Origin of the sequence: Rhodococcus indonesiensis, assembly GCF_047782815.1 — a bacterium.
In the GTDB taxonomy this organism is placed as follows: Bacteria; Actinomycetota; Actinomycetes; order Mycobacteriales; family Mycobacteriaceae; genus Rhodococcus; species Rhodococcus indonesiensis.
This window is the reverse complement of record NZ_CP180630.1, coordinates 3353752-3367764: the sequence shown is the minus strand read 5'-3', so window position 1 is coordinate 3367764 and position 14013 is coordinate 3353752. Positions and strand designations below refer to the sequence as shown.

At 69.5% G+C, this 14013-nt stretch carries 12 protein-coding genes and 3 tRNA genes; 11 read left to right on the top strand and 4 right to left on the bottom strand.

Translation table 11 applies throughout. The features are described from left to right. Positions 1-4: 4 nt before the first annotated feature. Positions 5-478, bottom strand: a complete 474-nt coding sequence (locus tag ACM26Y_RS15515) for a PH domain-containing protein (RefSeq protein WP_040782613.1) — start codon at positions 476-478, stop codon at positions 5-7. Between the two features lie 266 nt (positions 479-744). Between ACM26Y_RS15515 and ACM26Y_RS15510 the strand changes: the two genes are divergently transcribed. The 6 genes from ACM26Y_RS15510 to ACM26Y_RS15485 all read left to right on the top strand — a co-directional run bounded on the left by ACM26Y_RS15510 (position 745) and on the right by ACM26Y_RS15485 (position 8993). Next, a complete protein-coding gene (locus tag ACM26Y_RS15510; RefSeq protein WP_081005260.1) occupies positions 745-2691 on the top strand; it encodes an acetolactate synthase large subunit in 1947 nt (648 codons plus the stop codon). Then, positions 2688-3191 carry an acetolactate synthase small subunit gene (ilvN, locus tag ACM26Y_RS15505; RefSeq protein WP_003936990.1) on the top strand — a complete coding sequence of 168 codons (504 nt, stop codon included), beginning with the start codon at positions 2688-2690 and terminating at the stop codon, positions 3189-3191. The genes ACM26Y_RS15510 and ilvN overlap by 4 nt, the downstream gene beginning before the upstream one ends. Positions 3192-3241: 50 nt before the next feature. Then, positions 3242-4243 (top strand): ketol-acid reductoisomerase, encoded by a 1002-nt coding sequence (gene ilvC, locus ACM26Y_RS15500; protein ID WP_289380760.1) that lies wholly within the window; start codon positions 3242-3244, stop codon positions 4241-4243. A gap of 76 nt (positions 4244-4319) precedes the next feature. Continuing rightward, positions 4320-6098: a SulP family inorganic anion transporter gene (locus ACM26Y_RS15495; protein WP_416061310.1), complete on the top strand. Its 1779-nt coding sequence runs from the start codon at positions 4320-4322 to the stop codon at positions 6096-6098. 212 nt (positions 6099-6310) lie between these two features. Then, on the top strand, positions 6311-7903 hold the full coding sequence (gene serA, locus ACM26Y_RS15490; protein WP_054373636.1) for a phosphoglycerate dehydrogenase: 1593 nt from the start codon (positions 6311-6313) through the stop codon (positions 7901-7903). A gap of 79 nt (positions 7904-7982) precedes the next feature. Beyond that, the gene (locus ACM26Y_RS15485) at positions 7983-8993 is read left to right on the top strand and encodes a 3-isopropylmalate dehydrogenase (protein WP_003936994.1); all 1011 of its coding nucleotides are present in this window, start codon (positions 7983-7985) and stop codon (positions 8991-8993) included. A gap of 47 nt (positions 8994-9040) precedes the next feature. On the opposite strand, the gene ACM26Y_RS15480 is transcribed toward ACM26Y_RS15485, so the two are convergent. After that, entirely contained in the window at positions 9041-10213 is a 1173-nt protein-coding gene (locus ACM26Y_RS15480; protein WP_054373635.1) for an MFS transporter, read from the bottom strand. Positions 10214-10327: 114 nt separating this feature from the next. Between ACM26Y_RS15480 and ACM26Y_RS15475 the strand changes: the two genes are divergently transcribed. The 5 genes from ACM26Y_RS15475 (at position 10328) to ACM26Y_RS15455 (ending at position 13182) form a co-directional block, all read left to right on the top strand. Next, positions 10328-11104: a fumarylacetoacetate hydrolase family protein gene (locus ACM26Y_RS15475; RefSeq protein WP_054373634.1), complete on the top strand. Its 777-nt coding sequence runs from the start codon at positions 10328-10330 to the stop codon at positions 11102-11104. 68 nt (positions 11105-11172) lie between these two features. Beyond that, a complete protein-coding gene (gene gltX, locus ACM26Y_RS15470; RefSeq protein WP_416061309.1) occupies positions 11173-12645 on the top strand; it encodes a glutamate--tRNA ligase in 1473 nt (490 codons plus the stop codon). 163 nt (positions 12646-12808) lie between these two features. Next, positions 12809-12880: transfer RNA gene (locus tag ACM26Y_RS15465), tRNA-Gln, on the top strand. A 91-nt stretch (positions 12881-12971) separates the two neighbouring features. Next, a tRNA-Glu gene (locus tag ACM26Y_RS15460) sits at positions 12972-13047 on the top strand. Between the two features lie 59 nt (positions 13048-13106). Next, positions 13107-13182 (top strand) — tRNA-Glu (locus ACM26Y_RS15455). 56 nt (positions 13183-13238) lie between these two features. Here the strand turns inward: ACM26Y_RS15455 and ACM26Y_RS15450 are convergent. Continuing rightward, positions 13239-13406, bottom strand: a complete 168-nt coding sequence (locus tag ACM26Y_RS15450) for a DUF5302 domain-containing protein (protein WP_003936998.1) — start codon at positions 13404-13406, stop codon at positions 13239-13241. 47 nt (positions 13407-13453) lie between these two features. After that, positions 13454-13996 carry a pyridoxamine 5'-phosphate oxidase family protein gene (locus ACM26Y_RS15445; RefSeq protein WP_416061308.1) on the bottom strand — a complete coding sequence of 181 codons (543 nt, stop codon included), beginning with the start codon at positions 13994-13996 and terminating at the stop codon, positions 13454-13456. Between the last annotated feature and the right edge of the window lie 17 nt (positions 13997-14013).

Here is a 14013-nt window from a genome sequence, read left to right as displayed (position 1 = left end):
TGTGCTATTTCGACTCGACGTCCGCGTCCGGCTCGGTGTCCGTGGCCTGTTCCCGCGCCTGGGCGTCGTGCGCGGCGGCGTACGGGTCGGTGATGCGACCGCCGCTGCCGGCGGCGAGCTGGGGGAGGCGGCCGAACGTGACGACCGGGAGGGGGACCTCGGTGCCGTCGGTGCGGCGGGCGCGTGCCCAGCCCCGCTTGGGGAACCGCAGGCCGTCGAGCTCGTCCCAGGCGAGCGTCCGGGTGGAGAACGCGGATCGGGCCGTGATGCCTTCGGGGCCGACGACGGTGCGCACCCGCAGCACCCACGCGGCGACGAGGAACGGGATCACCACCATCCAGCCGAACGCGGCGGGCCAGGCCAGGGCCGGGGAGGCCACTCCGAGCAGCACGAACCCGCACGCGAGCAGCGCGAGCCGGGAAATCTGGATGACCTGCGGCTGCTGTTCCGCCGTATGGGATGATGGGCGTGGTGGCACGGGCTGCTGTGGAGATGACACCTCACCATCTTCCCATCGCAGCCGAGGCATCTCACATTCTGGGACAGGTGACCGAACCAAGTTGACTGTCCGACGTTCGCGCGCCTACCGTCGAGCGCGTGAATCAGAATGGGTTGCTCGTAATCGGCCGGCGCGTCGTCGCCTGAGCCGCTTCTCGCAACTCGCCCACGACGCGCCACCCTCGTACAGCAGATACTGCTGACGGGGGTTTTTTGTTGCCCGGAGCCAGAACCAGAGGAATCGCTGTGAGCGCACCAACCGCAAGGCCTCAACCGTCGCCGCGCAAGCCCGGGGCCGCAGCCCCGTCGCCCGCGGCCGCGGCCGCCCAGCCCGGTACCCGACGCCAGGTCGCCCCCGAGCGGGTCACCGGCGCCCAGTCGGTGGTCCGAGCTCTCGAGGAGCTCGACGTCGACACGGTCTTCGGCATTCCGGGCGGTGCGATCCTTCCCGTCTACGATCCGCTGTTCGACTCGCGGAAGGTCCGGCACGTGCTGGTCCGCCACGAACAGGGCGCCGGCCACGCCGCGACCGGATACGCCCAGGCCTCCGGCAAGGTCGGCGTGTGCATGGCCACCTCCGGCCCCGGTGCCACGAACCTCGTCACGCCGCTCGCCGACGCGCAGATGGACTCCGTTCCCGTCGTGGCGATCACGGGTCAGGTCGGCCGCGGTCTGATCGGCACCGACGCCTTCCAGGAAGCCGACATCTCGGGCATCACCATGCCCGTCACCAAGCACAACTTCCTCGTGACCGACGGCGCCGAGATCCCCCGCGTCCTCGCCGAGGCGTTCTACCTCGCCGCCTCCGGCCGTCCCGGTGCCGTCCTGGTGGACATCCCGAAGGACATCCTGCAGGCCCAGACCACCTTCAGCTGGCCGCCGGAGATGCACCTGCCCGGCTACCGTCCCGTCACCAAGCCGCACGGCAAGCAGGTTCGTGAGGCTGCCCGCCTGATCGCCGAGGCGAAGTCGCCCGTGCTGTACATCGGCGGCGGCGTCATCAAGGCGGAGGCCTCTCCGGAGCTGCTCGAGCTGGCCGAGCTCACCGGCATCCCGGTCGTCACGACCCTGATGGCCCGCGGCGCCTTCCCCGACACCCATCAGCTCAACTGCGGCATGCCCGGCATGCACGGCACCGTCGCGGCGGTCGCCGCCCTCCAGCGGTCCGATCTGCTGATCACGCTCGGTGCGCGGTTCGACGACCGCGTCACCGGTCAGCTCGACTCGTTCGCGCCCGACGCGAAGGTCATCCACGCGGACATCGACCCGGCCGAGATCGGCAAGAACCGGCACGCCGACGTGCCGATCGTGGGTGACTGCAAGGAAGTGATCGTCGAGCTGATCGAGGCGATCCGGGCGGATCTCGCGACGGGTACCACGCTCGACTACGCCCAGTGGTGGGAGTACCTCGACGGGATCCGGCGCACCTACCCGCTCAGCTACGACCGGCCGGCCGACGGCATGCTCTCGCCGGAGTACGTGATCCAGATGGTCGGCAAGCTCGCCGGACCGGACGCCATCTACTGCGCCGGCGTCGGGCAGCACCAGATGTGGGCCGCGCAGTTCATCGACTACGAGAAGCCGCGCACCTGGCTCAACTCCGGTGGGCTGGGCACCATGGGCTACGCCGTGCCGGCGGCCATGGGCGCCAAGATGGGTGTGCCCGACGCCGAGGTGTGGGCCATCGACGGTGACGGTTGTTTCCAGATGACGAACCAGGAGCTGGCGACCTGCGCGGTCGAGGGCGTGCCGATCAAGGTCGCGCTCATCAACAACGGCAACCTCGGCATGGTCCGGCAGTGGCAGACGCTGTTCTACGAGGAGCGGTACTCGAACACCGATCTGTCCACCCACACCCTGCGCATCCCCGACTTCGTCAAGCTGGCCGAGGCTCTCGGCTGTGTCGGCATCCGGGTCGAGCGCGAGGAGGACGTCGAGGAGGCGATCCGCCGGGCGCAGTCCATCGACGACCGGCCGGTCGTCATCGACTTCATCGTCGGTCAGGACGCCCAGGTGTGGCCGATGGTCGCCGCCGGTACCAGCAACGACGAGATCATGGCGGCGCGGGGCATCCGTCCGCTCTTCGACGAGGACGAGGCCGCCGCGGAGCCGGCCGTCATCCACGAGGCACTCGAGCACGAGCGGCACCCGGAACAGCGCGGTGCCGCAGCACCAGGAGAGGATCGTCAGTGAGCACCAGTCACACCCTCAGCGTTCTCGTCGAGGACAAGCCGGGCGTGCTGGCCCGCGTGGCGAGCCTGTTCTCCCGCCGCGGGTTCAACATCGAGTCCCTCGCGGTGGGCGGCACCGAGATCCCGGAGATCTCCCGGATGACGATCGTCGTGACCGTCGAGGAGTTTCCGCTCGAGCAGGTGACCAAGCAGCTCAACAAGCTCGTCAACGTCATCAAGATCGTCGAGCAGGAAGAGGACGCCTCGGTCGCCCGCGAGCTGCTGCTGATCAAGGTGCGGGCGGACGCGAGCGTGCGCACGCAGGTCATCGAGACGGTGAATCTGTTCCGCGCCAAGGTGATCGACGTCTCACCCGAATCGCTCACCATCGAGGCCACCGGTACCCGCTCCAAGCTCGACGCCCTGCTGCGGATGCTCGAGCCCTACGGCATCCGCGAGATCGTGCAGTCCGGGGTCGTCGCGGTCGGACGCGGTCCGAAGTCGATCACGGCCACCCGTTAGCCTGAACACACCCTTATTTGCTGAGAGAGGTAACAACTGTGGCAGTCGAGATGTTCTACGACGACGACGCCGATCTGTCGATCATCCAGGGCCGCAAGGTCGCGGTGATCGGCTACGGCAGCCAGGGACACGCGCACTCGCTGAGCCTGCGCGACTCCGGCGTCGAGGTGCGCATCGGCCTGAAGGAAGGCTCGAAGTCGCGGGCCAAGGCCGAGGAGGCCGGCCTCACCGTCGGTACCCCCGCCGAGGTCTCGGAGTGGGCCGACGTCATCATGGTGCTCGCGCCCGACACCGCGCAGGCGTCGATCTTCAAGAACGACATCGAGCCCAACCTGAAGGACGGCGACGCGCTGTTCTTCGGCCACGGCCTCAACATCCACTTCGGTCTCATCGAGGCGCCGGAGAACGTCACGGTCGCCATGGTCGCCCCCAAGGGCCCCGGCCACCTCGTGCGCCGGCAGTTCGTCGACGGCAAGGGTGTGCCCGCGCTCATCGCCGTGCACCAGGACCCGAAGGGCGAGGGCCAGGCGCTGGCGCTGTCCTACGCCAAGGGCATCGGCGGCACCCGCGCCGGCGTCATCAAGACCACCTTCAAGGAAGAGACCGAGACCGACCTGTTCGGTGAGCAGGCCGTCCTCTGCGGTGGCACCGAGGAACTGGTCAAGACCGGCTTCGACGTCATGGTCGAGGCGGGCTACGCCCCCGAGATGGCCTACTTCGAGGTTCTCCACGAGCTCAAGCTCATCGTCGACCTCATGTACGAGGGTGGCATCGCCCGCATGAACTACTCGGTGTCCGACACCGCGGAGTTCGGCGGCTACCTCTCCGGCCCGCGCGTCATCGACGCCGGCACCAAGGAGCGCATGAAGGAGATCCTGAAGGACATCCAGGACGGCACCTTCGTCAAGCGTCTCGTCGCCAACGTCGAGGGTGGCAACAAGGAGCTCGAGGGCCTGCGCAAGAAGAACGCCGAGCACGGCATCGAGGTCGTCGGCAAGCAGCTGCGCGACCTGATGAGCTGGGTGGACCGGCCGATCACCGAGACCGCCTGATCGGATCCCGCCGCTTCGACGGCCCGGCACCGCTGTGGTGCCGGGCCGTCGGCGTTCGCGGGTGGATAATGCCCTGATGTCCTGGGGTCTGGGAAAGCTGCCGGGGGTCGTCGCGGCGCGCACCTACCGGCGGGAGTGGCTGCGCCCCGACTTCACCGCCGGCCTGGCGCTCACCGCGCTGCTCGTTCCCGCGGGCATGGGTTACGCGACGGCGGCCGGGTTGCCCGCCTACGCCGGGTTGTACGCCACGATCGTCCCGATGCTGGTGTACGCCCTGCTCGGGCCGTCGAAAGTGCTTGTGCTCGGCCCCGATTCGGCCCTCGCCCCGCTCATCGCCGCGGCGGTGCTCCCGCTCGCCGCGACGGGCGATCCACAGGAAGCCCTCGCCCTCGCGGGAGTCCTGGCCCTGCTCGTGGGCGTGATCCTCGTCGTCGCCGGCTTCCTGCGGCTCGGTTTCGTCACCGAACTGCTGTCCAAACCCATCAGGCTCGGCTACCTCAACGGCATCGCGCTGGTCGTCGTGGTCGGGCAGCTGCCGACACTGTTCGGCTTCGCGATCGACGAACCGGGGCTGGCTCAGGACCTCGCCGCGATCGTCCGGGCGGTCGCCGCGGGTGACGTCGACCCCGTCGCCACCGCCGTCGGTGTGGCGTCCCTGGCGGTGATCGTGGCGTTCCGACTCCTGCGGGCGCGCATCCCGGGTGTCCTGGTCGCGGTGGCCGGAGCGTGTGTGGTGTCCTCGCTGCTCGGCCTGACGGAGCAGATCGCCATGGTCGGCGCGCTGCCGTCCGGGTTGCCGGCACCTGCCGTGGCCGCGGTGAGCTGGAAAGACGTGCTCGCTCTGCTCGGCCCGGCAGCCGGCATCGCGCTCATCGCGTTCGCGGACACGGGGGTGCTCTCGCGGACCTTCGCGGCCCGTCGCGGCGACGACGTGGACGGCAGTACCGAGATGAAGGCCATCGGCGCCGCCAATGTCGCGACCGGTCTGCTCGGGGGATTCCCCATCTCGGCCAGCTCGTCCCGCACGCCCGTCGCCGAGCAGAACGGTGCCCGCACCCAGCTCGTCGGAGTGGTCGGTGCCGTCGCTGTCCTGCTGTTCGTGCTGCTCGCGCCCGGCGTGACCGCCTATCTGCCCGAGGCGACACTCGCGGCGGTCGTGCTGGTCGCGGCGTCGGCCCTCATCGACGTGCGCGGGGTGATCCGCATGTGGCGGATGAGCCGGCTCGAGGCCGGTCTCGCGGCGGCGGCCTTCCTCGGGGTGGCGCTCGTCGGGGTCCTGGAGGGGATTCTCGTCGCCATCGGGCTCTCGTTCGTCGCCGTAGTGTGGCACGCATGGTCGCCGTACCGCACCGAGCTCGTCGAGCTGACCCGCGTCGCGGGCTTCCACGACATCAACCGTCACCCCGAAGGGCATCGCATCCCCGGTCTGCTGCTCGTGCGGTTCGACGCCCCGCTGTTCTTCGCCAACGGTTCGATCTTCGACGACTACGTCCGCTCGCTGGTTGCGAAATCGCCCGAGCCGGTCGAATGGGTCGTGATCGCTGCCGAACCGATCACCGGGCTCGACACCACCGCCGTCGACGAACTCGTCGACCTGGACCGGTACCTGGCCGGCAAGAAGATCCACCTGGCCTTCGCCGCCATGAAAGGCCCCATCAAGGACCGGCTCGTGCAGTTCGGAGTGGGGGACCGGTTCACCCCGGACCGCTTCTATCCCACTGTGCGGACAGCGGTCGTCGCGTTCCGGCACCGCGCGTCGTCGCCGTCCCCGGGATCCGCGCCGCGCGGTAACCCCGATCACACCACCGGTCGCGCGCCGAAGTCGCTGCCGCGCAGGAGGAATCGCCGGCGCTGAGCTCCCGGGGCCGGTGCCGGCCGGCGCGTGCCGCCGATCGGGCGTTCCCGGGGGCGGCGCGCCCGCCGCGAAATCCACTGCGGCTCGCAGGGTGGCGGTCCGGAAGCGACACGTACGCACTAAACTGAGCCGGGTCACGGCCGCTTCGCGCACCTCGGGGTGCGGCGCCGTCGACGACCCGTCAGACAAACCAACCACAGGGGAGTTCGCACGTGAGCCAGAATGGCCGTCCCGTTGTCCTGATCGCCGACAAGCTGGCGCAGTCGACCGTCGATGCGCTCGGTGACGGCGTCGAGGTGCGCTGGGTCGACGGCCCGGACCGTCCCGCGCTGCTCGCGGCGGTGCCCGAGGCGGACGCCCTGCTGGTCCGTTCGGCGACCACGGTCGACGCCGAGGTCCTCGCCGCCGCCACGAAGCTGAAGATCGTCGGTCGCGCCGGCGTCGGCCTCGACAACGTCGACATCCCGGCCGCCACCGAACGCGGTGTGATGGTCGTCAACGCGCCGACGTCGAACATCCATTCGGCTGCCGAGCACGCCGTGGCGCTGCTGATGGCCACGGCGCGGCAGATCCCCGCCGCCGACCGCACGTTGCGTGAGCGCACCTGGAAGCGGTCGAGCTTCAACGGCACCGAGATCCTGGGCAAGACCGTCGGCGTCGTCGGCCTGGGCCGGATCGGACAGCTGTTCGCGCAGCGCCTCGCCGCCTTCGAGACCCACGTCATCGCCTACGACCCCTATCTGCCGCCGGCCCGCGCCGCCCAGCTCGGGATCGAACTGGTCGACATCGACGAGCTGATCGAGCGCGCCGACTTCATCTCCGTGCACCTGCCCAAGACCAAGGAGACGGCAGGCCTGATCAACGCCGAGCGGCTCGCGCGGGCCAAGGACGGCGTCATCATCGTCAACGCCGCCCGCGGTGGCCTCATCGACGAGGACGCCCTCCACGACGCCCTCGTCTCCGGCAAGGTTCGCGCCGCCGGCCTCGACGTCTTCCACTCCGAACCCTGCACGGACTCGAAGCTGTTCGACCTCGACAACACCGTCGTCACCCCGCACCTCGGCGCCTCCACGACCGAGGCCCAGGACCGCGCCGGCACCGACGTCGCCAAGAGTGTGCTGCTGGCCCTGGCCGGCGAGTTCGTCCCGGACGCCGTGAACGTCTCCGGCGGCCCGGTCGGCGAGGAGGTCGCACCGTGGCTCGAGCTCGTGCGCAAGCTGGGTCTGATCGCCGGCACGCTGTCGCCCGAGGCCGTGCAGAACGTGCAGGTCGTCGCCAGCGGTGAGCTGTCCGCAGAGAACGTCGAGATCCTGGGCCTTGCGGCACTGCGCGGCCTGTTCTCCGCCAGCAGCGACGAGCCGGTCACCTTCGTCAACGCCCCCGCCCTCGCCGAACAGCGCGGCGTGAGTGTGGAGGTCGACAAGCACAGCGAGGCCTCGACGCACCGCAGCGCAGTGGAGGTCCGCGCCGTGGCCGCCGACGGACTCGTCACCACGGTCACCGGTGCGCTGACCGGCCTGCAGCAGATCGAGAAGATCGTCAACATCAACGGCCGCAGCTTCGACCTGCGTGCCGAGGGCCATAACCTCGTCGTCCACTACGAGGACCGCCCGGGCGTGCTCGGGGTCCTCGGCACGGTCCTCGGCAACGCCGGGATCGACATCCAGGCGGCGGCCTTGAGCCAGGACGTCGAAGGACCCGGCGCCACGGTGATCCTGCGGGTCGACCGGGTCGTCGGCGACGCCGAGATCGCGCAGATCGTGGAGCAGCTCGACGCCCGCGTCGCGCAGGTCGACCTGTCCTGAACCACCCCCGCTGTACCCGATGGCCGCGATCGTCGAACACGGTCGCGGCCGTCGTCGCGAAGAGGAAGAGAGTGTGTCCATGAAGCTAGCGGTCATCCCCGGTGACGGCATCGGTGTCGAGGTCACGGCAGAGGCCCTCAAGGTCCTCGGAAGGCTGGTCCCCGACCTCGAGACCACCGAGTACGACCTCGGTGCCCGGCGGTACAACGCCACCGGGGAACTGCTCCCGGACGCCGACCTGGCGGCGATCCGCGCGCACGACGCAATCCTGCTCGGCGCCATCGGCGACCCCTCCGTCACCCCGGGCGTGCTGGAGCGGGGGCTGCTGCTGAACATGCGGTTCGCGCTCGATCACCATGTCAATCTGCGGCCGTCGCGGTTGTACCCGGGGGCGAAGTCGCCGCTCGCGGCGCAGCCGGAAATCGACTTCGTCGTGGTGCGGGAGGGCACCGAGGGCCCCTACACCGGCAACGGCGGTGCCATCCGCGTCGGCACCCCCCACGAGATCGCCACCGAGGTCTCGATCAACACCTGGTTCGGAGCCGAACGCGTCGTGCGTTACGCCTTCGAGCTCGCACAGAGTCGCCGCAAGCACCTGACCCTGATCCACAAGACCAACGTGCTTTCCAACGCCGGTGCCATCTGGACGCGTGCGGTCGAGACGGTGGGTGCGCAGTACCCGGACGTCGAGACGGCCTACTGCCACATCGACGCCGCCACCATCTACATGGTCGACGACCCGGGCCGGTTCGACGTGATCGTGACCGACAACCTGTTCGGCGACATCGTCACCGATCTCGCCGGTGCGGTCACCGGTGGCATCGGGCTGGCGGCCAGCGGCAATATCGACGCCTCCGGCACCAACCCGTCGATGTTCGAGCCGGTCCACGGCAGCGCCCCGGACATCGCGGGCAAGGGCATCGCCGACCCGACCGCGGCGATCCTGTCGGTCGCCCTGCTGCTGCGCCACCTCGGCCGGGCGGACGAGGCGACCCGGGTCGAGCGTGCGGTCGAGGCGGACCTCGCCGCCCGCGGCACGGGTCCGATCGTGACGACGGAGGTCGGCGACCGCATCGCTGCCGCCCTCTGACCCCGTCCCGGTGCGGCCTCCCGGAGAGCCCGGAAGGCCGCACCGGCTCAGGTGCGGGGGACCAGCGGTACCGCGGCGGCGGGGATCAGCGCGGCCAGCGCGAACGCCGCGGGGAAGCCGGCCAGCGCGATGAGTCCGCCGAAAGCGGGTCCCACGCACGCCGCTGCAACGAACTGGCCGGTGTTCTGGATGCCGAGCGCGCGGCCGCCCCAGAACGGTCCCGCGATCTCGGCGACCGCGGTGAAAGCCAGCCCGTTCGGCGCCACCGTCGTCACCGAAGCCACGATCAGGAGCGCGACGGCCACCGCCGAATCGGTGAGTGCGGCGGCGGCGAACACGGCCATGGACAGCACCACCGACAGCGCCACGATGCGTAGCGGCCGCAGGCGGCTGCCGGCCCGGTCGGACCACATCCCCGCGCCGACGCGGCCGAGTGCACCGAGAAACTGCGCGGCGGTGATGACCAGGCCCGCCGCGGACTCGGCCCAGCCGCGCTCGGAGATCAGCCACACCAGCGCGTAGGTCCACACCACGTACTGCGGCACCACCAGCAGCACCGACGCCGCGTGGATCCGCTGCAGCGACCGCCCGGCCCGATAGGGGTTGTCGAGCAGGCCGAGTTCGGCGGCCCGGCCGCGTTCCGGCCGCGGTGGATCGACGATGCCGATCGCGCACGCGACCGCCGCGGCGGCGCAGACCACCGCGGAGAAGGCCAGCGCAGCGCCGATTCCGTGGTCGCGTGCGAGCGGGGGAATTGTCAGCGCGGCGACGGCGACGCCGAGGGGTAACGACATCTGCCGGATCCCCATGGCGAGACCGCGCTGGTGCGGTGGGAACCAGCCGACGACGACGCGACCGCTCGCGGCGTTGGCACTCGCTGCGGCGGCGCCGCCGAGGGCCAGCATGAGCGCGAGCATCGGCGCTGTCCCGCTGACACCGGCCGCCGCCGCAGCCGCCGCGGCCAGTGCGAGTCCTGCGGCCAGGACCCGCCGCTCGCCGTACCGGTCGGCAAGGGCACCCCATGCAACGAGACTGAAGACGACTCCGAATATCGGTGCAGCGGAAAGTGTTCCGGCTTGCGCGAGCGTGAGGCCCCAATCCTCGTGGAGCGTGGGGATGAGGAAGGCGGCGCCGTTGACGAGGACCGCCTGAGCCGCCTGCGCGAACACGCCGAGCGCCAGGATGACCCAGCGCCGCGCGCCGATGTCCCGAACCGTCATGTTGTCTCACTATCTGAAACGATAATCCCGTAGAATGAACTTCTGCGTGGGAGCCTATACCTGCGCGACGTGGTCCGCAGGGCCGCGGGCGGCCGCACGGATAGACTCCCCGGCATGCGCCTTGGTCGAATTGCCAGCCCGGACGGTGTCGCCTTCGTCAGCATCGAGGGGGAGGGGGACGCCGCGATCGCGAAGGAGATCGCCGAACATCCTTTCGGCACCCCGACCTTCACCGGCCGCAGCTGGCCGCTCGCCGACGTCCGGCTCCTTGCGCCGATCCTGGCGAGCAAGGTGGTCTGCGTCGGCCGCAACTACGCCGCCCACGCGGCCGAGTCCGGCAACGAGGTCCCCGACGAGCCGGTGATCTTCCTCAAGCCGAACACCTCCATCGTCGGCCCGGGGGCGCCGATCGTGCTCCCGCCGAGCAGCAACCTCGTCCACCACGAGGCCGAACTCGCCGTCGTCATCGGCCGTCCCTGCAAGGACGTTCCGGCTGCGAAGGCGCAAGACGTGGTCCTCGGCTACACGGTGGCCAACGACGTCTCGGCGCGTGACCATCAGCAGCAGGACGGACAGTGGACGCGAGCCAAGGGACACGACACGTTCTGCCCCCTCGGGCCCTGGATCGAGACGGACATCGATCCCACGGATCTCGAGATCACCGCGCAGGTCGACGGACAGACGCGTCAGCGCAGCCGAACGTCGTTGATGGTGCACGACATTCCGAAGCTGATCGAGTGGGTCTCGGCGGTGATGACCCTGTTGCCGGGCGATGTGATCCTCACCGGCACCCCGGAGGGCGTCGGACCGATCGTCGACGGCGACACCGTCTCGATCACCGTCGAGGGCATCGGCACGCTGACGAACCCGGTGACCGCCAAGCGCAGGTAGGCCGCGGCTTCGCGACCGGTCGGGACTAGCCTGGAGGGGTCTTTTCGATCCCTCGACCCGAGTGAGCCATGACCAACAGCGAAGTACGCGTTCGTTTCTGTCCGTCCCCGACCGGAACCCCGCACGTGGGCCTCGTGCGCACCGCCCTGTTCAACTGGGCTTTCGCCCGTCACCACGGCGGCACCTTCGTGTTCCGCATCGAGGACACCGACGCCGCCCGCGACACCGAGGAGTCGTACCAGGCGATCCTCGACGCGCTCCGGTGGCTCGGGCTCGACTGGGACGAGGGCCCCGAGGTGGGCGGCCCGTACGAGCCGTACCGGCAGTCGCAGCGGCGCGACCTGCACCTCGACGTCGTCGCCCGGCTGCTCGACGCAGGCGAGGCGTACGAGTCGTTCTCCACGCCGGAGGAGGTCGAGGCACGCCACCGCGCTGCCGGCCGCGACCCGAAGCTCGGCTACGACAACTACGACCGCGATCTGACCGCCGAGCAGCGGCAGGCGTATCGCGAGGAGGGGCGTAAGCCTGTGGTGCGCCTGCGCATGCCCGATCACGACCTGGTCTGGAACGATCTGGTGCGCGGTGAGACCACGTTCAAGGCCGGCACCGTGCCCGACTTCGCGCTGACCCGCGGCAACGGCATCCCGCTCTACACGCTGGTCAACCCCGTGGACGATGCCCTCATGCGGATCACCCACGTGCTGCGCGGCGAAGACCTGCTCTCGTCGACGCCGCGTCAGCTCGCCCTCTACGAGGCGCTGCAGCGCATCGGCGTGACCGATTTCACGCCCGAGTTCGGTCACCTGCCGTTCGTGATGGGGCAGGGCAACAAGAAGCTCTCCAAGCGCGACCCCGAGTCCAATCTGTTCATCCACCGCGACCGCGGCTTCATCGCCGAGGGGCTCCTCAACTACCTCGCGCTCCTCGGCTGGGGACTGGCCGACGACCGTGACGTCTTCTCGCTCGACGAGATGGTGGCCGCCTTCGACATCGGCAAGGTCAACTCGAACCCGGCGCGGTTCGATCAGAAGAAGGCCGACGCCATCAACGCCGAGCACATCCGGCTGCTCGAACCGGCCGACTTCACGGCACGGCTGAAGTCGTTCCTCGTGGAGCACGGCCGCATCGGCGCGGATGTCGACAGCGCCCGGTTCGCGGAGGCGGCCGAGCTGGTCCAGACCCGCATCGTGGTGTTGTCGGACGCGTGGGACCTGCTGAAGTTCCTCTACGTCGACGAGGCCGACTTCGTGCTCGACGAGGCGGCCGCAGCCAAGAACCTCGGCCCCGACGCCGCACCCGTGCTCGATGCGACGATCGCTGCGGCCGGCGGCGTGACCGAGTGGAAGGCGGCGGCCCTCGAAGAGGCCCTCAAGGCCGCGCTGATCGACGAGCTCGGCCTCAAGCCCCGCAAGGCCTTCGCGCCGGTGCGCGTGGCCCTCACGGGATCGCACATCAGTCCGCCGCTGTACGAGTCGATGGAACTGCTCGGCCGGGACGTCTCGCTGGCACGGCTTCGTGCCGCCCGCGCTCGCACGGTCTGAGTCGTGCACGGGCCGGCCGCGAGCCCTCCCGCGGCCGGCCCAGGTGACACATCACCCGGCTTGACCAGGCGATTTGTTATTGGGGGCACCGATGGTGCTAACCTTCTTCTCGGTTCGGAACGGAGGCCGCAGCGCCGCGAGGCGGGTCTCCGGAACAAGCCATTGGGGTATGGTGTAATTGGCAACACAGCTGATTCTGGTTCAGCCATTCTAGGTTCGAGTCCTGGTACCCCAGCGTCTGCCCGGTGATTTTGTCACCGAGCCTCGGCCGGTTAAGCTGGCTGAGCCTCCGCCGCAAGGTGGGGGAGCACGGAGAAGAAGTTCCTGGCCCCGTCGTCTAGCGGCCTAGGACGCCGCCCTCTCAAGGCGGTAGCGCGGGTTCAAATCCCGTCGGGGCTACCACGGAAGATCCTTCGATCGCGAGGTCGAAGGGTGTTCTTCTCCGAGCAGTGAAAGTTCCTGGCCCCGTCGTCTAGCGGCCTAGGACGCCGCCCTCTCAAGGCGGTAGCGCGGGTTCAAATCCCGTCGGGGCTACCACGCGAAGGTCCCTGCCGATCCACGGATCGGCAGGGACCTTCGTCGTTCTGTACTCGTCATCCGCTCTTGCGCCGGAAATTGCGGCGGTGGTCGGCGCTGCCGTGCGGCGCCTGCGCCTTGGCCCTCCCGTCGAGATGGTCCGTGCCGTGGCGGGCGTGCTGATTCTTGCGTTCGAGGGCTGCGCGGAACTGCTCCGCGATCCGCTTCCCGTTCGGGTCGTTCACCGCTGTCTCCCTTCCCCCGCCCGGTACTCGGCCGGGACATCGGAAATCTAACTCGGCAGCCCTACGTCTGTCGTCCGGTTTTCCAGCTCCTCGAGCAGGTACGGCGCGGTGCTGCCGCCGATCGGCATCGCCGGCAGTCCGAGTTTCCGATGGTCCCAGGACCGGACCCGTTCCGCGACGACTCGCACCGCAACGCGCTTGTGCATCATCTGCTCGATCGCGGGTCGCAGTTCCGCGGTGTAGGGGCCGGTGTAGCGTTCCCACACGCTGCGGCACACCGCGAACAGCACGTCCCGGTCCTCGACCGTTTCGGCGTGTCCCTCCAGTGAGACCCCGCGCAGCGTGTCGTACGTGTGGCCGTCTTCGACGAGCGCGCTGATCCGGTTGTCCCGCCGCAGATTGACCGCCTTCTGCGACTTCAGCTTGGTTTCGAACCAGATCTCGCCGTCGAGCACCGCGTACCACATCGCGACCAGGTGGGGGAGGCCGCCGGGGCCGACCGTCGCCATCGTCGCGACGCGGCTGCGTGCGAGGAAGTCGCCGATCTCGGCGTCGGTCATCGTGATCTGTGCGCGCTGGTGGGTTCCCATGCGTGCACTGTGGCACA